Genomic DNA, 15,005 nt, shown 5'->3' on the forward strand with positions numbered 1-15,005 from the left:
GGCAAGGGCTTTGACAAGACCTTTCCGCCAGAGGAGGTAACTGATAGTGGCGGGAGGCAAAAGGAATGACAACTCTGTCGGCGCGCGCTGCGGAAGCAGCGAGGGCATGCCTCGCTGAAACCCTCCCACGACGATGGCGCCATGTACAGGCGGTGGCAGCAAAGGCGCAGCGGCTCGCGCCGCTTGTTGGCGACGATGGCGACTTACTCACTGCGGCTGCATGGCTTCATGACATCGGATATGCACCCACTATCATCAACACTGGATTCCACTCTTTGGACGGTGCGCGATGGCTTCGCGACGAGGGGTACAGTCTCCGCCTCGCCGCACTAGTAGCCCACCATTCCTGCGCGCTCTACGAAGCTCGGGAGCGCGGTTTGAGCGACGCCCTGGCAGAAGAGTTTCCGCTCGAGGAGTCCCCGACCTCGGACGCATTATGGTTCGCGGATATGACGACGGGACCCGACGGCCAGGACCTGACCGTGGAGGAGCGGCTCGCCGAGATTCGAAAGCGGTACGGCCCTGAGCATTTAGTGACACGGTTCTGGCAGAAGGCCGAGCCTCCGTTGCTGGAAGCAATTCGAAGGACGGAGTCCCGCTTGTCGACTCAACCGATGTAGGGCTCATTTCGTCGCTCAAAGCCGTGGTCGACACGCAGGCGCATCGACGGATGCATCGAGAGGCGCTCCAGGTCGTCCCGGGCGACCCACTGGACCGCTGAGGACTCGTCGCTGGTTGCAGGCTCGCCGCCGACATACCGACCGCGGAAGCAGATCGAGAACTGCTGCCGGACCTCGCCGTCGCTGTACTCAACGACGTGCTTCGGGTTGGTATAAATCCCGACGACGCCGACTACTTCGATGTCGACACCGGACTCCTCGCGCGTCTCTCGCACAGCCGTCTCGGTGATGTACTCGCCGAAGTCTTGGGCGCCGCCGGGCAGCGCCCACAGGCCGTTGTCTGTGCGCTGAATGAGCAGGACCCGTCCCTGGTCGTCTTGAACGAAGACAGTCACCGCGACGACGATGCTGTTCGGCTTCGGTGCGTTTGGGTTGTTGAAGTGTTCGATCCGGGCCATAGCCCTAGCCTCTCACCGCCGCCGGCTCAGTGCTCCGGCCAGACGGCTCGCTTCTTGCCGAGAACGCGGTTGAAGCTGGCGACGTAGCTGTCGAACAGGTCGCCGCCGCCGAGCCGGCGCAGGTGCAGCACGGGGGCGTACGCGGCTGGCGTGCCGTAGAGATGGGTGTTGACGAGCATCTCGTCGTCGAAGCGGTAGATGGAGTTGTAGAGGATCGTGTCGTGGTAGTAGATCCCGACGTTGTCCAGGTCCCGCAGGTCCTTGTAGAAGGCCAGCGCGTTCAGGATCTTGCTGGACATGGCGTGGCCGATGCCTTCGTCGTCCCCGCGCTCAGCGATGTTCTTGCCCTCTGGGTCGCCAAATAGCAGCTCGACCTGGACCCCGGCCAAGGCCTTCTCGCGCAGGGTCGGCACCCAGCGGTGGTTGAACTCGGGCAGGAACAACCCGCCGTAGACCAGGACGCCGACCTGTCGGGTGGCCTTCTCCAGGAGCTGCTGCCAAAGGTCGGTCGGTACCGCCCCGCGGCGCGGGTAGATGTGGACGACTTCGGACTGGCTGACCTGCACCGCTCGCTGTGTTGGCAGAGCGTCCGGCCAGAGGTACGACTCGCTCTCGTCCAGCAGCTCGGCGATGGAGTGGCGGTAGCGCGGGTACGGGTTCCGACTCTGGGTGATCCACCGCTCCACGGTCTTCGGATCGACGCCGAGTCTGTCGGCGAGCGTGGCCGACGTCAGGCCCTTCTTGAGCATCCCGCTGCGTAGGCGGTCGTTCGGCATCTCGGCTCCTGTTCGTTGGGCGGGGACGACTCGAAGGGACGACTAACCCTAACAAAGACGTCCCTAGTCGTCCATAGCTCGTGGTGAACTCGTCATTGCCCATCGACGGATCCTGAAGTCACAAGAGCTGCCGTCCAGAGAGGACGCACTTGGCCCACCGATGCGGGCTCAGCTCACGAGATGAAGGAGTCAGTCATGGGACGTCTGCTGCTGGACACCTCGCGGGTGTCGTACGAGGTGTCGGTCAACCCGGTGCCGAAGCTGGACCAGAACGGTCAGCAGAAGTTTGACCGGGAGACGAAGAACCCGATGTGGACGGTGCACCTGTACGCCCTCTCCGAGGGGAGCGCGGAGGTCATCAACGTGACGGTGGTCAACCCGGTGATGCCGCCGGTGACCGTTCGTCAGCCGGTGGTTCCGGTGGACCTGGAGGCGCTGCCCTGGGTCAACGACCGGGACGGCAAGGTCCGTTCGGGTGTGGCGTTCCGGGCCTCGGCCCTGACGCCGCTGGACACCGCCGCCTAGCGGCGGGCGTGTCGATCGGCTCCACAGAAGCGAAGAGGTGGACACGGGGTCGCCGTTGATTGGCGTCGGCTGCGACCCCGCGTCCTGTCCAACAACTCCGGTCCCTACCTAGGGAGGACTTGTCGTGTCCAAGTCTAGCCAGAGGTCCCCGTTCGGCTGGTCGAACCGTGGGGGCACCAACACTGTCACCGTCATCGAAGCCCCGATCGCCCGCTCGTATCGTCGTCGGGCCATCATCGCGTTCTGGGTCGTCCTCGGTGTGGTTGGCCTGCTGGCCGCTACGGTGGCGTCGCACTACATGCACCCGATCGTGGGTGCCCTTCTGGGTGGCGTCATCGGCGTCGCCTGCGGCGCGGTCGTGTTCGCGTTGATCGTGGCGTGGCCGGTGCTGCGCGTCTTCTGGCACTGGCTGCCGGAAATCGTGCTCGGCCTGGTGACCGTCTACGGCTGGACCACGCTGATGCAATCCACCCCGTTGTGGGGGTCGCTGCTCGTCGTCGTCCTGGTCGTCGGCGTCCCGGCCGCGATCGGCCCGGTCCGCCGCCGGATCGTCGCCTGGGCGTGGTGCCTAATCGTGCGGCACCGGCTGCGGATGTGCTTCGCGGCGTTCATCGCCACCAACCGTTCCGGTTCGCTGCCGCTGATCCTGCTCGCACGGCCGACCCCGGCCGGTGAACGGGTCTGGGTGTGGCTGCGCCCCGGCCTGTCGCTGCGCGACCTGGAGCAAGAGGGCCAGGTGCAGAAGCTCGCCGTGGCGTGCTGGGCCAACGAGGTCCGTGCCATGCGCGCCTCCCGCAAGTACGCGGCGCTGATCCGCGTGGACATCACCCGCCGCGAGCCCCTCGCAGGCAAGGTCCTGTCTCCGCTGCCGGACTACGTCCCCACCGACGTGCCGACGAATGCTCCCACCTCCCCGGGCATGCCGCCTGTCGGCCTCGACCTGCCCGACGTGCCGGACACCCCGGTCACCACGACCGCCGACACCCCCCGGCCGCGCAAGCCGCGCAACCCCACCACCACCGAGACGAGCCCGAACGGGTTCGACCCCTCCGACTACGCCTGACCGGGACGGCGCGGACCAAGCACCCCTGACGGGTCGAACGTCCGCGCCCTTCCCACCCTCCACCCGCTTTGACACGTACGTGTCAACCAACCCCGTTGGGAGCCCGCCATGGACCTCACCGACACCATCGAACTACCCGCCCACACCGACCCGTCGGGAACGGTGCCGGTCGGCGCTGACCTGTCCATCTTCGATCCGGTCTTCCTCGGCATCGACGAGTTCGGGCAGGCCGTGTACCTGCCGATGATCTACCGCAACATCCTCATCGGCGGTGAGCCCGGCGCGGGCAAGTCATCGCTGCTGAACACGATCGTCGGGCACGCGGCCCTGTGCCCGGATGTGCGGCTGTGCCTGCTCGACGGCAAGCAGGTCGAGCTGGGTCTGTGGGAGGACGCCTGCGACGTGTTCGTCGGCCCGGACCTGAACCACGCGATCCGCACGCTTCGCCGGGTGCAGACGGTGATGGACAACCGGTACGCCTTCCTCAAGGCCCGCCGCCGCCGGAAGATCGGCCCGAACGACGTGTTCGGTCAGATCCTTGTCGCCTGCGACGAGATCGCCTACTTCTCCGCCACTGCCGGAGACAAGAAGGACCAGGAACTGTTCGCCGCGCTGCTGCGCGACATCGTGGCCCGTGGCCGCGCCGTCGGCATCATCGTCGCCGCCGCCACGCAGCGGCCGTCCTCGGACATCATCCCGACCTCGCTGCGTGATCTGTTCGCGTGGCGGTTCGCTGGCCGCTGCACCACCGACGTGTCCTCCGACATCGTGCTCGGGCACGGCTGGGCCGCCCGCGGCTTCTCCTCCAACAGCATCGACCCCAACAACCAGGGCGCCGGCTTCCTCATCGCTGAGGGCGGCATCCCGGCCCTGGTCAAGGCCGCCTACATGACCGACGCCGACATCATCCGCGTCGCGGACTACGCAACCTGGACCCGCCGGCAAAGCGGCCTCACCACTCCCGCCGACGCCACCACCGACATCAAGGCGGCGGCATGAACACCACCACCGCGACCCGAACCCGGGTGCTGGACCTGGTGCTCGTCGGCACCGGCGAGGACATCGCCGCCCTGACCGCCATCGCCCGCCAGACGGGCTCGCTCGTCTTCCGCTCCGCACCCACCGCCGCCGACGACGGCCGGCAGCGGGTGTTCCTCCGGCTCCACCTGCACCACCGATAGAGGAACGGCCGACAGACCGGGACACAAGCCCTGAGAAAGCTCCCCGATCTGCCGGCCACCAACCAACGCCCACGAAAGGACGTGGCCGCCATGAACCCTACCCAAAATCAGCCCGACCCCGGCGCGCCGGCCGACCTGACCCCGGCCGACATCCTGCGCTGCGCCGCCCGCTACCTGGAACTGCACGGCTGGAACCAGGGCACCTACTACGCCCTCACCGACAACAGCCCGTTCCCGCCGGCCTGCGTCACGGGCGCGATCGGCATGGCCGCCTACGGCCGCTTCACCCTCATGCCCGCCGACATGACCCACGACCCCGGCTTCGGCGACTACGACCGGGCCGTGCAGTACCTGGTCGACTACCTCGACCTGCACGACGAAAACAACCACGACGACCCCACCCCGTTCGGCTGGAACGACCGACCGAACCGCACCGCCGCACAGGTCATCGCCACCCTGCGTGCCGCCGCCGACGACTACGACTGGACGCACGCCACCGAGGACCAGCTCGAAACCTACGCCGATGCCTGCGTGTGGGCGGAAAAGCACCCCACCCATGAGGGGTTCCTCGCCTGGCTCGGTGCCCGATGAGCGCCCGCCTCGACCGCCGGCTCCTCGCCGCCGGCCTGGGCGTCACCGTCGCCCAACTCGCAACCATCTGGGCCGACCACACGCCGGCCCGCCTTCCCGTTCCGCTGACCTGTCCCGGCTGCGGCCACCCCTACAGCGAGACGGCACCGCTGTGCCCGACCGCCGCCGTCGTGCGACCCCTGCTGCGCCGCCGCCGCCACGAAGCCCCCGGCGCGATCGACGCCCTGACCCCGAACCAGCTCGCCGACCTGACCGGCAACCGGCTGTCCACCGCACTTCCCGCCGAGGTGACCCGATGACCACCGCTGCCCAGATCACCGACGTGACACCTACGTGTCAAAACCCCGCGTCCACTGCCGCTCTCATCGGCGCGCTGGAATCCGCCTGGGCCGCGATCCGCGACCGGCACCCCGAAATCCCGGCCGCCGTCCTCGTGGTCGGCTCCGGCTCCCCCACCAAACCCAACCAGGGCATGAAGTGGGGCCACTTCGCCGCCCTGCGCTGGCAGGCCGGCGACAACCAACTCCCCGAAGTCCTCATCTCCGGTGAGGGCCTCGCCCGCGAACCGGAAGCCGTGTTCACCACCCTCCTGCACGAAGCAACCCACGCCCTCGCTGACGCTCGGGGCATCCAGGACACGTCCCGGCAGGGCCGCTGGCACAACAAGAAGTTCGCCACCCTCGCCGCCGAACTCGGCATGTCCACCACCAAGGACGACAAGCTCGGCTACTCGCCCTGCACCCTGACCGACCTCACCCGCGCCCGCTACCGGCCCATCATCACCGGCCTCGCCGACGCGCTGCGTTTCTACCGCCACCCCGAACCGACCGGGGAGGCCAAGACCCGCACGAACAACAACAACGGCGTCTCGTGTGAGTGCGAGTGCCCCCGCAAGCTGCGCATCTCCACGACGGCCTTCGAGGAAGGCCCCATCGTCTGCGCCGTCTGCCAGGCGGCATTCCTGCCCGAGGACATCGACCGCGACACCTACGAACACCCCACCGTCGCCACCGGCCCCGCCGGCAACGGCGACCAGGAGGCGGCCGACCCGGAGGACGACCCGATGGTCTTCTACGACCCCACCGGCGAGCGCTTCGGCCTGCCGACCTACCCGTTCAAGTTCGCCCCGAACGGGCTGCTGACCCGCCGTCAGCTCCGCGCCCGCAACCTGCGCCCCGGCGGCCAAGACCCCGCCGCGCAAATCATGTGGCGGCGCGGCAAGCGCATCGCCTACCTCTACCGCCTCGACCTGGCGATGCCCAAGCGCACCGCCACCGCCGCCCAACGCGCGGCCATCACCAAAGCGCTCACCGCGCGCCGTACCTGCCCCGACTGCCAGCAGGTCAAGCCCTACTACATCCCCCGCCGCACCGGCTCCTGCCTCGACTGCACCGGAGGTGCCCAATGACCACCGCACTGTTCTTCGCTGCCCTGCTCATCGTGATCGCGGCCCTCCTGGTCGCCCACTACTGCATCAACCGCACCCCGGCCACCCGGCCGACCAACACCCGCGCCCGCCGGACCCGTCCGGCCAGCCCGCGCGCCGCGACGCGCAAGCCCACCCCCGGCAAGGGCACCGCCCGCCGTCCCCGCAAGTGCGCCCGCTGCAAGGGCCCAATCCTCACCAACGAACCCGCCTACCGCAGCCGCATCGGCTGGACCTGCCCCGGATGCAGCATCCGCTGACCCGCTGCTCTGAAAGGAGACCACCTATGTACCGCTACATGATCTCGTTCAGCTACGAAGCCCCCACCGGCATCGGTTTCATGGGCGTCGAATGGCCCTGCAAGCGGCAGATCCGCTCCATGGACGACATCACCAAAATCGTCAACGACCTGCGTAGCAACGGCTACGTCAACGCCGTCGTCCTCGGCTTCTCCCTCTTCGCCGACCCCGCCCCCACCTCGCAGGCGGCGTCATGACCACCAAAAACAACGGCCGCGTCTACGCCTACATCGGCGCTGTCTCCGGCGGTGCTGTCTCCGTCGCCGCCAACATCGCTCACTCGTTCATCGCCCCGGACGGGGCACCGGCTGACTGGAAGCCGGAACCCGGCGCGGTCATCTCCGCGATCGTCTGGCCGCTGTTCCTGTTCATCGCCATCGAGATCCTTGCTCGCACGCCCTGGCCGACCGGCTGGGGCTGGAACGTGCTGCGCTGGGTCGGGCTGCCGCCCGTCGCCCTGGTCGCCGCGTTCGTGTCCTACCGGCACCTGTCCGGCCTACTCGACCACTACAACGAGGAAACCCTCGTCGTCTGGTTCGGCCCCCTCGCCGTGGATGGCCTGATGCTCATGGCCACCACTGCTCTACTCGCCACCGGAAAGCGCACCACCCGGCCCACTGATCCTGTCCCGGCACTGGTGCCGGCCACCACCGTCGAGGCGTCGTCATCTGACATCCCCGCCTCGCCGCTGGTCCGCCCGGCCGCCGCGACCCCGGCCACCAACCCCGCACCCGACACCGTTCCCGCCCCTGTCCACGAACCCATCAACCTGCCCACCTCTAGCGAGGACACCGAACTCGCACCGACCGTCGAGCACACCCCGGACACCACCGCCGACACCGACACGACGCCGGCACCTGCGGCACCGGTCACCGCCGCCCTGCCGCCCGCGCTGCTGTCCAACGCCCGCTTGGTCGCCACCGCGCACGCCAAGACTCACGGTGAACCGATCAGCCCCGGTCAGCTCGCCGTGCGACTGCGCGTCCCGACCGCCACGGCCGCCGACATCCTGACGGCCCTCAACAACCAACCCACCACCAACAACAAGACCCACAACGGCACCGCTGTCGGAGCCATCGCGTGACGTCCTCGACGTTGCCTCTCGCGCCCGAAACCACCACGGTTTCGGGCACGGGAGCCTGCGCTGAGTCCGCCGCCGACTTCTGGCCCTGGGCCACCCCCACCAGCACCCGCCGCCCCGATGACGGCTGGGTACGCGGCCACGGCCCCCGCACCGTCGCCTCCGGCCGCGCCCGCGCCCAAGACCCCAACTACCCCGAATGGCTCGGCCACGTCCGCGCCGCCGCCGCCTGCAAGCACCCCATCCGCCTCGCCGGCCAGATCCACGTCAACGACGCCGACGGCAACCGCATCGCCACCGTCGACACCGAGGACATGCCCGACGGAGCGATCTACACCCCGTGTGGCAACCGCCGCGCCTCCGTGTGCCCGTCCTGCGCCGAGGTTTACCGCCGCGACACCTTCCACCTCATCAAAGCCGGCCTCCAGGGCGACCGCTGGGGCCTGCCGCCACTGCACGAACACATCGCCATCTTCCTCACCGCCACCGCCCCCTCCTTCGGGCCGGTCCACCACCGGGTCGTGAAGGTCCACGCCGCGGACTGCCGCAAGAAAGACGGCTGCACCTGCCGCGCGGCTGCCTGCCACCCCTTCGGCCGGACCTGCCCCCACGGCGTGGACCTGCGCTGCGGTGCTCGACACAAGGCCGGCGACAACCAGCTCGGGCAGCCGCTCTGCCTCGACTGCTACGACCACACCGGCCAGGTCATCTGGAACCACGAAGCACCTGAACTGTGGCGCCGCACCATCCAACAGGTCGACCGCGAGCTACGCCGCCTCGGCCGCGCCCACGGCGTCGAGCTGCGCCGCCGCTACATCAAGGTCTACGAATTCCAGGTACGCGGCGTCATCCACTACCACGCCCTCATCCGCCTCGACGGGCACAACCCCGACTGCCCCGCCGCGATCGTCCCCCCGCCCCGGGTCATCGACCGCGACATGTTCGCCGCCGCCGTGAAAGCCGCGTTCGTCAAGACCGCCTACACCTCCGCCGCGCACCCGGCCAACGGTGGACAGGGCTGGCACATCGCCTGGGGCGACAAAGGACTCGACCTCAAGCACGTCAACGCCCCCGGCGGCGAGGTCAACCTCGCCCAGATCACCGGCTACATCGCCAAGTACGTCACCAAAAGCACCGAGGTAACCGGCCTGAACCTGCGCCGCGTCGACGACCTCTCCGTCGAGGTCCACGGCAATCCGGCCACGCACCTGGGCCGGCTCATCCGCGCCTGCTGGGACCTGGGCGAGCACCCCCACTACGCACGCCTGCGGCGCTGGGCGCACCAGTTCGGCTACGGCGGCCACATCACCACCAAGAGCCGCGCCTTCTCCGCCACCCTCGGCTTCATCCGCATGCAACGCACCATCTGGCGACGGACCGAGGGCCACCCCCACACCTGGGACGACGAACAAACCGAGCGCGTCATCTACGAACTCGGCTACCAAGCCACCGGCTGGATCACCACCGGCGACGCCCTACTCGCCAACACCGCCGCCGCCATGGCCCGCGCCCGACACCAGGCGGGCCTCGACGCCCTGGCCGACGAGCTGGCCGCCCACCGCGCGGGTCACCTCGTGGCCGCTTGACACGTACGTGTCAACGCCCCGCGATCCCTGTTCCTTGACAACTCCACAGCGCACGCAACACCCACACAACCGACCCCGGAAGGAGAGCCATGCCCACACGCCCCCGCCCCCTGATCGCGGTCCGGCTCATCGGCCCGACCGCCACCGTCACCGCCCACGCCGCCACCATCGCCGCGCAACTCACGGCTCGCTACGGCCGCGAGCGCGTCACCTGCCGAACGAGCACCCATTCCGCCCGTCAGGCCGGCGAGAGCCGCGTCTACATCACCATCACTCGGAAGGAACCCGAATGACCCCAGCCGTCACCCCAGAACCCCTCTGGGAAATCGAAGACGTCTCCGCCTACCTCCGCGTTCCGGTGCAGACCCTCTACCAATGGCGCAAACGCAAATACGGCCCACCCGCCGCCCGCGTGGGCCGCCACCTTCGTTACGACCCCGAATCGGTGCGTGCCTGGTTCGCGGACCAGTCGAAGGCGGCCTGACATGGCACACATCGTTGACCGCTGGTACGACACCGTCACCGGGCCGGACGGCAAGTCACGGCAAGTACCCAAACCCGACTGCGGCCAGGGAATGCGTTACCGTGTGCGGTACATCGCCCCGGACGGCAAAGAGAAATCAAAGTCGTTCCCCGACAAGAAGAAGCGCGAGGCACAAGCGTTCCTCGCCCAAGTCCAGGCCGACATCCTCAAAGGCTCTTACATCGACCCGGACGCCGGACGCGTCACCTTCAAGCAGTACGCCGACGAATGGCTCGCCGCCGCGACAACGGACATCCTGACGCGAGACAGGATTGAGTACGAACTTCGGCTGCACGTCTACCCTGTGTTCGGTCAGAAGCCGATGGCCTCGATTCAGCCAGCCACCATCCGGGAATGGGCACGCCGGATACAGGAGTCCGGGTTATCGGTGGGCTACCGCCGAGTCCTCTTCACGGACGTGTCGATGATTTTCAACGCGGCGGTTGATGACCGGAAGATCGTAAGCAATCCGTTCGCGGTCAAGAGCATCCGCCGGCCGAAGCCCGCCCCAACCAAGGTGGTGCCGTGGCCGGTCACCCGCTTGATCGCCTTTAGGGAGAACGTGCGGCCTCGGTACCGGATAGCTGTCGACTTGGGCGCGGGCTGCGGTCTACGGCAAGGGGAAATCTTCGCGGTGAGTCCCGAGGATATCGACTCGTCCCGCCCGACCCTGCACGTCACTCGGCAGATCAAACTCGTTCGCGGTTCCCTGATCTTCGCGCCGCCAAAGGGTGGCAAGTCCCGCGAGGTCCCGTTGCCGAACTCGGTAGCCGGCAGGCTGAGACAACACTCGCAGAACTGCCCGCCCGTTGCGGTGACACTGCCGTGGGCGACACTGACCGGCGAGCCGCGCACCGTCAAGCTGTACCTGACGACACCCGCCGGCACTGCGTTGAGCCGGTCGATGTTCAACTCTGGCGTCTGGAAGCCCGCCATTCGGGCAACGGGCATCCCGGACGACCGGCACAACGGGATGCACGTCCTCCGGCATACCTACGCCTCGGTGCTCCTGGACGCCGGGGAGAGCATCAAAGCCCTGTCGGCGTACCTGGGACACGCCGACCCCGGCTTTACCCTCCGGACCTACACACACCTGCTGCCGGCGAGCGAGGACCGCACCCGGCGGGCCATCGACAAGGCGCTCGGCGAGGACCAGGGGGCCGACGACGGCCCGAAAGCCGCTGACGGCCTGGAGACGGCATGATCATGCTTGAGAGGGCCGGTAGGCGGGTGGAAGTGCAGGTCATGGCCTATGCCTTCCCTATTTCCAGCGGAAGTGCACGAAGAGGCGGCCGAAGTTCTTCGAGTCCTTCTCGACGCGGTGGTAGAGCTGCTTGACGTCCTTCTGGTCGAGGAAGCGCAGCACCCGCTTCTTGAGCTGACCGGAACCCTTGCCGGGGATGATCTCGACCAGGGTGGCCTTCTTCGCCACCGCCTCGTCCATGATCCCGCGCAGGGCCCGGTCGATGTCGTGGCCCTTGTTGAAGATGTCGTGCAGGTCCAGCTTCAGCTTCACGCCGCACCCGCCGGCAGGTCAGGTCCCATGACACCGATGGTAGGCCGCGCCGCCGCGGCGGGCGGGGTGCGGCCGCGGCGGGCGGGGTGGATGCGGTCGTGGCGGGCGGGGTGGGTGCGACCAGGGCGGCTCCGCCGCGCCGGCGCAGACGGGACGGGGCGGCCCTGTCGAGCCGCCCCGTCCGTGCGCCCACACCCTCGGGGGGCCTGACCACGGTCAGCCCCCGGCCGGCGGCGGGCCGTCCGCCGTCAGCGACCGCCCGCGACCCGGCTCTGCACCCGGTCCAGGGCGGTGCGGTAGTCGTCGTTGCCGCTGTGCATCGCCGCCGCGATGCGCAGGTGCCGCAGCGCGTCGACGTGCCGGTTCAGCCGCTCCAGCGTCCGGCCCAGCACGTGGTGGGCGTAGTGGTCGCTGGGGTCCCGGTCGACCAGTTCCCGCAGCTGCTCCTCGGCCCGCTTGAGCTGGGCCGACTGGAAGTACGCCCGGGCCAGCAGCTGCCGCACCGAGGCGTTGCCGGGCTCCGCCTCGACGATCGGTTCGAGCAGCCGGGCCGCTCCGGTCGGGTCACCGGCCTCGAAGAACATGGTCGCTCGCCGGTACTCGGCCAGAAGATCCATTCGACCCACCCCCTCGTGTCGCGCCGCCACTTCTCCCGACGCTGGCACAACACCCGGCGTACCGCGACTGTTCCCCGGCCGCGACGCCGCGGAAGTGGGGGTCAGGTGGAGGCGCCGTGCCGGCCGGCGACCAGCTCCCAGGCGCGTACGCCGCCGATGATCCCGGCGGTGTTGGGCACCACCACCACGTCGTCGCCCATCCGGGCGAGCTGCTCGGGGCGGACCAGCCGCGAGTTGCCGCCGCCCAGGTAGAGCCGGTCCCAGCGGAACACGGGACGCAGCCCGTCCACGACCTGCCGGATCCGGCGGGACCAGAACGCGTCCCCGAGCCGGCGCCGCTCGGGCTCGCCCACGTACGTGTCGTAGGTGGTGCCCCAGCGCACCGGGGCGTGGGACAGCTCCAGGTGCGGGGCGAGCACGCCGCCGTCGAAGAGCGCGCTGCCCAGCCCGGTGCCGAGGGTCAGCACCAGCTCGCAGCCGGTCCCGGCGACCACCCCGGCGCCGTGCACCTCGGCGTCGTTGAGCACCAGGGCCGGCGCCCCGAACGCCTCGGCGAGCGCGGTCCGCGCGTCGTACCCGGACCACTGGGCGACCAGGCCCGGGTCGACCTTCGAGCGGGGGCCGGAGCGAGTCACGTAGTGCGGGGTGGCGACCACGACGCCGTGCCGGATCATCCCCGGCAGGCCCACGGTCAGCCGGTCCGCCGCGGGCAGCCGGCCAGCCAGGCCGAGCAGCGTCTTCACGAACAGCTCCGGCGGCAGCGGGTACGGCGTGGGCACTCGCAGCGGCCGGGCGCGCATCGTGCCCGCCTCGTCCAGCACCGACGCCTTGATCCCGCCGCCGCCACAGTCGATCGCCAGAGTGGTCACCACCCGAGCAGTGTGCCGCCTGCCTCCCGGCCCCTGTTCGGTACCTCCCGGAACCCGCGTCGTCGATCTTGCACCTGCGGCCGCCGACTCGCGGCTTCCGACCCGCTTCGCCGGTCACGAAGCGCAAGATCGCGACGGGAGCCGGGGCGTGGGCGCGGCGGGAGCGGGGCGGTGGCGCGGCGGGGGCGTGGGGGCGGGGGCGGGATAGGGTCGGGGGTTGATGAGCGCGACGATGATCGTCAAGGGGCTGGCCGCGGGGCACGGGGACCGGGCGCTGTTCGCCGGGCTGGACCTGGTGGTCGCGCCCGGGGACGTGGTGGGGCTGGTCGGGCCGAACGGCGCCGGCAAGTCGACGCTGCTGCGTACCCTCGCCGGGATGCTGCCGGTGGAGGCCGGGAGCATCGCGCTCAGCCCGCCCACGGCGAGCGTCGGGCACCTGCCGCAGGAGCCCGAGCGACGCGCCGGCGAGACCGTCCGGGACTTCCTGGCCCGGCGCACCGGGGTCACCGCCGCGCAGGCCGCCCTCGACGCGGCGACCACCGCGCTCACCGACGGCAGGCCCGGCGCGGACGACGACTACGCCGACGCGTTGGAGCGCTGGCTCGGCCTGGGCGGGGCGGACCTGGAGGAGCGCGCCGAGCAGGTCGCCGCCGAACTGGGTCTCACGGTCGACCTGGACCACCCGATGACCGCGCTCTCCGGCGGCCAGGCGGCCCGGGCCGGGCTGGCCTCGCTGCTGCTCAGCCGCTACGACGTCTTCCTCCTCGACGAGCCGACCAACGACCTGGACCTGGCCGGGCTGGCGCGGCTGGAGGAGTTCGTCACCGGGTTGCGCGCCGGCACGGTGCTGGTCAGCCACGACCGCGAGTTCCTCGCCCGCACGGTGACCCGGGTGCTGGAGCTGGACCTGCACCAGCAGCAGGTCCGGCACTACGGCGGCGGCTACGCGGGCTACCTGGAGGAGCGCGAGGTGGCCCGCCGGCACGCCCGCGAGGAGTACGAGGAGTACGCCGACACCCGGTCGGCGCTGGAGGCGCGCGCCCGCACCCAGCGGGCCTGGATGGAGAAGGGCGTCAAGAACGCCCGCCGCAAGGCCACCGACAACGACAAGATCGGCCGCAAGTTCCGCGCCGAGGCGACCGAGAAGCAGGCGGCCAAGGCCAAGCAGACCGAGCGGCTGATCGAGCGCCTGGAGGTGGTCGAGGAGCCGCGCAAGGAGTGGGAGCTGCGGATGGAGATCGCCGCCGCGCCCCGCGCCGGCGCCGTCGTGGCCTCGCTGCGGAACGCAGTCGTACGCCGGGGCGGCTTCACCCTCGGCCCGGTGACCCTCCAGGTCGACTGGGCGGACCGGGTGGCGGTGACCGGGGCGAACGGCTCCGGCAAGTCCACCCTGCTCGCCGCCCTGCTGGGCCGGCTTCCGCTCGACGAGGGGCACGCCGCGCTCGGCCCGGGCGTGGTGGTCGGCGAGGTGGACCAGGCCCGCGGGCTCTTCCTCGGCGACGTGCCCCTGATCGACGCGTTCCGCGCCGCCGTGCCGGACCTGCCGCCGGCGGACGCGCGGACGCTGCTGGCCAAGTTCGGCCTGCGCGCGGCGCACGTGCTGCGGCCGGCGGCGACCCTGTCGCCGGGCGAGCGGACCCGGGCCGCGCTCGCGCTGCTCCAGGGACGCGGGGTGAACCTGCTGGTGCTGGACGAGCCGACGAACCACCTGGACCTGCCGGCCATCGAGCAGCTGGAGTCGGCCCTGGCGAGCTACCCGGGCACGCTGCTGCTGGTCACCCACGACCGGCGGATGCTCGACGCGGTGGCGACCAACCGGCGGCTGCGCGTCGACGCCGGACGGATCGCCGAGGATTGATCCGTGCCGACCCGCT

Annotated in this window: 21 protein-coding genes; 16 read left to right on the forward strand and 5 right to left on the reverse strand. The window is 69.8% G+C overall.

Annotation, left to right across the window (positions count from 1 at the left end; genetic code table 11):
* The first annotated feature begins 65 nt into the window (after positions 1-65).
* Entirely contained in the window at positions 66-620 is a 555-nt protein-coding gene (locus ACGF7U_RS12580; protein ID WP_393105804.1) for an HD domain-containing protein, read from the forward strand.
* On the opposite strand, the gene ACGF7U_RS12585 is transcribed toward ACGF7U_RS12580, so the two are convergent.
* Together ACGF7U_RS12585 and ACGF7U_RS12590 are read right to left on the reverse strand one after the other, a co-directional pair.
* Positions 608-1,078 (reverse strand): NUDIX hydrolase, encoded by a 471-nt coding sequence (locus tag ACGF7U_RS12585; protein ID WP_393105806.1) that lies wholly within the window; start codon positions 1,076-1,078, stop codon positions 608-610. The two genes, ACGF7U_RS12580 and ACGF7U_RS12585, sit on opposite strands and share 13 nt — an antisense overlap.
* A gap of 26 nt (positions 1,079-1,104) precedes the next feature.
* Positions 1,105-1,854: a helix-turn-helix domain-containing protein gene (locus ACGF7U_RS12590; protein WP_393105808.1), complete on the reverse strand. Its 750-nt coding sequence runs from the start codon at positions 1,852-1,854 to the stop codon at positions 1,105-1,107.
* 195 nt (positions 1,855-2,049) lie between these two features.
* Here ACGF7U_RS12590 and ACGF7U_RS12595 point away from each other — a divergent pair, with 195 nt between their 5' ends.
* The 14 genes from ACGF7U_RS12595 to ACGF7U_RS12660 all read left to right on the forward strand — a co-directional run bounded on the left by ACGF7U_RS12595 (position 2,050) and on the right by ACGF7U_RS12660 (position 11,333).
* Positions 2,050-2,379, forward strand: coding sequence for a hypothetical protein (locus tag ACGF7U_RS12595; RefSeq protein ID WP_393105810.1), 330 nt, complete (start codon positions 2,050-2,052; stop codon positions 2,377-2,379).
* A gap of 124 nt (positions 2,380-2,503) precedes the next feature.
* Positions 2,504-3,442, forward strand: coding sequence for a hypothetical protein (locus tag ACGF7U_RS12600; protein WP_393105812.1), 939 nt, complete (start codon positions 2,504-2,506; stop codon positions 3,440-3,442).
* Positions 3,443-3,550: 108 nt separating this feature from the next.
* On the forward strand, positions 3,551-4,441 hold the full coding sequence (locus ACGF7U_RS12605) for an FtsK/SpoIIIE domain-containing protein (RefSeq protein WP_393105814.1): 891 nt from the start codon (positions 3,551-3,553) through the stop codon (positions 4,439-4,441).
* Positions 4,438-4,623: a hypothetical protein gene (locus tag ACGF7U_RS12610; protein ID WP_393105816.1), complete on the forward strand. Its 186-nt coding sequence runs from the start codon at positions 4,438-4,440 to the stop codon at positions 4,621-4,623. Before ACGF7U_RS12605 ends, ACGF7U_RS12610 begins: the two co-directional genes overlap by 4 nt.
* A 90-nt stretch (positions 4,624-4,713) precedes the next feature.
* Complete coding sequence (locus ACGF7U_RS12615) at positions 4,714-5,214, forward strand: hypothetical protein (RefSeq protein ID WP_393105818.1); 501 nt, start codon at positions 4,714-4,716, stop codon at positions 5,212-5,214.
* Positions 5,211-5,513: a hypothetical protein gene (locus ACGF7U_RS12620; RefSeq protein ID WP_393105820.1), complete on the forward strand. Its 303-nt coding sequence runs from the start codon at positions 5,211-5,213 to the stop codon at positions 5,511-5,513. The genes ACGF7U_RS12615 and ACGF7U_RS12620 overlap by 4 nt, the downstream gene beginning before the upstream one ends.
* A gap of 764 nt (positions 5,514-6,277) precedes the next feature.
* Complete coding sequence (locus ACGF7U_RS12625) at positions 6,278-6,622, forward strand: RRQRL motif-containing zinc-binding protein (RefSeq protein WP_393106257.1); 345 nt, start codon at positions 6,278-6,280, stop codon at positions 6,620-6,622.
* Entirely contained in the window at positions 6,619-6,900 is a 282-nt protein-coding gene (locus ACGF7U_RS12630) for a hypothetical protein (RefSeq protein WP_393105822.1), read from the forward strand. Before ACGF7U_RS12625 ends, ACGF7U_RS12630 begins: the two co-directional genes overlap by 4 nt.
* A 26-nt stretch (positions 6,901-6,926) precedes the next feature.
* Entirely contained in the window at positions 6,927-7,136 is a 210-nt protein-coding gene (locus tag ACGF7U_RS12635; protein WP_393105824.1) for a hypothetical protein, read from the forward strand.
* The gene (locus ACGF7U_RS12640) at positions 7,133-8,023 is read left to right on the forward strand and encodes a hypothetical protein (RefSeq protein WP_393105826.1); all 891 of its coding nucleotides are present in this window, start codon (positions 7,133-7,135) and stop codon (positions 8,021-8,023) included. The genes ACGF7U_RS12635 and ACGF7U_RS12640 overlap by 4 nt, the downstream gene beginning before the upstream one ends.
* The gene (locus ACGF7U_RS12645) at positions 8,020-9,606 is read left to right on the forward strand and encodes a replication initiator (RefSeq protein ID WP_393105828.1); all 1,587 of its coding nucleotides are present in this window, start codon (positions 8,020-8,022) and stop codon (positions 9,604-9,606) included. Before ACGF7U_RS12640 ends, ACGF7U_RS12645 begins: the two co-directional genes overlap by 4 nt.
* An 89-nt stretch (positions 9,607-9,695) precedes the next feature.
* Positions 9,696-9,899, forward strand: coding sequence for a hypothetical protein (locus ACGF7U_RS12650; RefSeq protein WP_393105830.1), 204 nt, complete (start codon positions 9,696-9,698; stop codon positions 9,897-9,899).
* Entirely contained in the window at positions 9,896-10,090 is a 195-nt protein-coding gene (locus ACGF7U_RS12655) for a helix-turn-helix domain-containing protein (protein WP_393105832.1), read from the forward strand. The genes ACGF7U_RS12650 and ACGF7U_RS12655 overlap by 4 nt, the downstream gene beginning before the upstream one ends.
* A gap of 1 nt (position 10,091) precedes the next feature.
* Positions 10,092-11,333 (forward strand): tyrosine-type recombinase/integrase, encoded by a 1,242-nt coding sequence (locus ACGF7U_RS12660; RefSeq protein WP_393105834.1) that lies wholly within the window; start codon positions 10,092-10,094, stop codon positions 11,331-11,333.
* Between the two features lie 57 nt (positions 11,334-11,390).
* On the opposite strand, the gene ACGF7U_RS12665 is transcribed toward ACGF7U_RS12660, so the two are convergent.
* The 3 genes from ACGF7U_RS12665 to ACGF7U_RS12675 all read right to left on the reverse strand — a co-directional run bounded on the left by ACGF7U_RS12665 (position 11,391) and on the right by ACGF7U_RS12675 (position 13,134).
* Entirely contained in the window at positions 11,391-11,645 is a 255-nt protein-coding gene (locus tag ACGF7U_RS12665; protein ID WP_013736060.1) for a Smr/MutS family protein, read from the reverse strand.
* 248 nt (positions 11,646-11,893) lie between these two features.
* Entirely contained in the window at positions 11,894-12,262 is a 369-nt protein-coding gene (locus ACGF7U_RS12670) for a tetratricopeptide repeat protein (protein ID WP_393105835.1), read from the reverse strand.
* Positions 12,263-12,363: 101 nt separating this feature from the next.
* A complete protein-coding gene (locus ACGF7U_RS12675; RefSeq protein ID WP_393105838.1) occupies positions 12,364-13,134 on the reverse strand; it encodes an ROK family protein in 771 nt (256 codons plus the stop codon).
* 217 nt (positions 13,135-13,351) lie between these two features.
* On the opposite strand from ACGF7U_RS12675, the gene ACGF7U_RS12680 reads away from it, so the two are divergent.
* A complete protein-coding gene (locus ACGF7U_RS12680) occupies positions 13,352-14,989 on the forward strand; it encodes an ABC-F family ATP-binding cassette domain-containing protein (RefSeq protein WP_393105840.1) in 1,638 nt (545 codons plus the stop codon).
* Positions 14,990-15,005: the final 16 nt, after the last annotated feature.

The organism is Micromonospora sp. NPDC047670 (assembly GCF_043204915.1).
Classification (GTDB): domain Bacteria; phylum Actinomycetota; class Actinomycetes; order Mycobacteriales; family Micromonosporaceae; genus Micromonospora.

Coding starts and splice junctions, on each gene's coding strand:
- ACGF7U_RS12635 (WP_393105824.1), top strand. CDS start 6,927: ATGTACCGCTACATGATCTCGTTCAGCTACGAAGCCCCCACCGGCATC.
- ACGF7U_RS12585 (WP_393105806.1), bottom strand. CDS start 1,078: ATGGCCCGGATCGAACACTTCAACAACCCAAACGCACCGAAGCCGAAC.
- ACGF7U_RS12625 (WP_393106257.1), top strand. CDS start 6,278: ATGGTCTTCTACGACCCCACCGGCGAGCGCTTCGGCCTGCCGACCTAC.
- ACGF7U_RS12595 (WP_393105810.1), top strand. CDS start 2,050: ATGGGACGTCTGCTGCTGGACACCTCGCGGGTGTCGTACGAGGTGTCG.
- ACGF7U_RS12615 (WP_393105818.1), top strand. CDS start 4,714: ATGAACCCTACCCAAAATCAGCCCGACCCCGGCGCGCCGGCCGACCTG.
- ACGF7U_RS12630 (WP_393105822.1), top strand. CDS start 6,619: ATGACCACCGCACTGTTCTTCGCTGCCCTGCTCATCGTGATCGCGGCC.
- ACGF7U_RS12610 (WP_393105816.1), top strand. CDS start 4,438: ATGAACACCACCACCGCGACCCGAACCCGGGTGCTGGACCTGGTGCTC.
- ACGF7U_RS12580 (WP_393105804.1), top strand. CDS start 66: ATGACAACTCTGTCGGCGCGCGCTGCGGAAGCAGCGAGGGCATGCCTC.
- ACGF7U_RS12590 (WP_393105808.1), bottom strand. CDS start 1,854: ATGCCGAACGACCGCCTACGCAGCGGGATGCTCAAGAAGGGCCTGACG.
- ACGF7U_RS12670 (WP_393105835.1), bottom strand. CDS start 12,262: ATGGATCTTCTGGCCGAGTACCGGCGAGCGACCATGTTCTTCGAGGCC.
- ACGF7U_RS12605 (WP_393105814.1), top strand. CDS start 3,551: ATGGACCTCACCGACACCATCGAACTACCCGCCCACACCGACCCGTCG.
- ACGF7U_RS12655 (WP_393105832.1), top strand. CDS start 9,896: ATGACCCCAGCCGTCACCCCAGAACCCCTCTGGGAAATCGAAGACGTC.
- ACGF7U_RS12620 (WP_393105820.1), top strand. CDS start 5,211: ATGAGCGCCCGCCTCGACCGCCGGCTCCTCGCCGCCGGCCTGGGCGTC.
- ACGF7U_RS12680 (WP_393105840.1), top strand. CDS start 13,352: ATGAGCGCGACGATGATCGTCAAGGGGCTGGCCGCGGGGCACGGGGAC.
- ACGF7U_RS12660 (WP_393105834.1), top strand. CDS start 10,092: ATGGCACACATCGTTGACCGCTGGTACGACACCGTCACCGGGCCGGAC.
- ACGF7U_RS12650 (WP_393105830.1), top strand. CDS start 9,696: ATGCCCACACGCCCCCGCCCCCTGATCGCGGTCCGGCTCATCGGCCCG.
- ACGF7U_RS12640 (WP_393105826.1), top strand. CDS start 7,133: ATGACCACCAAAAACAACGGCCGCGTCTACGCCTACATCGGCGCTGTC.